This window comes from Pseudomonas chaetocerotis (genome assembly GCF_015712105.2).
Classification (GTDB): Bacteria; Pseudomonadota; Gammaproteobacteria; order Pseudomonadales; family Pseudomonadaceae; genus Aquipseudomonas; species Aquipseudomonas chaetocerotis.
In genome coordinates this window covers 1-464 of sequence record NZ_JACFYX020000043.1, presented here as the reverse complement: position 1 = coordinate 464, position 464 = coordinate 1, and the positions used below count along the sequence as shown (strand labels likewise).

General features: G+C 68.1%; 1 pseudogene. It reads right to left on the bottom strand.

The window, feature by feature from the left end:
* Positions 1-464, bottom strand: a pseudogene (locus H3221_RS25560) (AMP-binding protein); the annotation flags it as partial.

Below are 464 nucleotides of genomic sequence, written 5' to 3'. Positions count from 1 at the left end.
CTGTCCTTGACCACCACCAGTGCTTCGCCCACGCCGGCGCAGGCTTTCAGCGCCGCCTCGACTTCGCCGATCTCGATGCGAAAACCGCGCAGCTTGATCTGCTGATCCAGCCGGCCCAGGTATTCGAGCTGGCCATCGGCGCCCAGGCGCACGCGGTCGCCGGTGCGGTACAAGCGCTCACCGGCACGATAGGGGTTGGGCACGAAGCGCTCGGCGGTGGCGCCCGGCCGATCCAGGTAACCCCGCGCCAGCAGCCCGCCCAGGTACAGCTCGCCAGCCACACCGACCGGCAACAGGTTGAGATCGGCATCCAGCACATAACCCTGGCGCGCGCCGACGCGGTCGCCAATCGGCGCGTAAGCGGTGGTGAAGTCGGCCGTGATAGCCGGCACTCGCCACAGGGTTGGCGTCACCACGGTTTCGGTCGGGCCGTAGCCGTTGATGATCCAGGTCGGTTGCAGGCT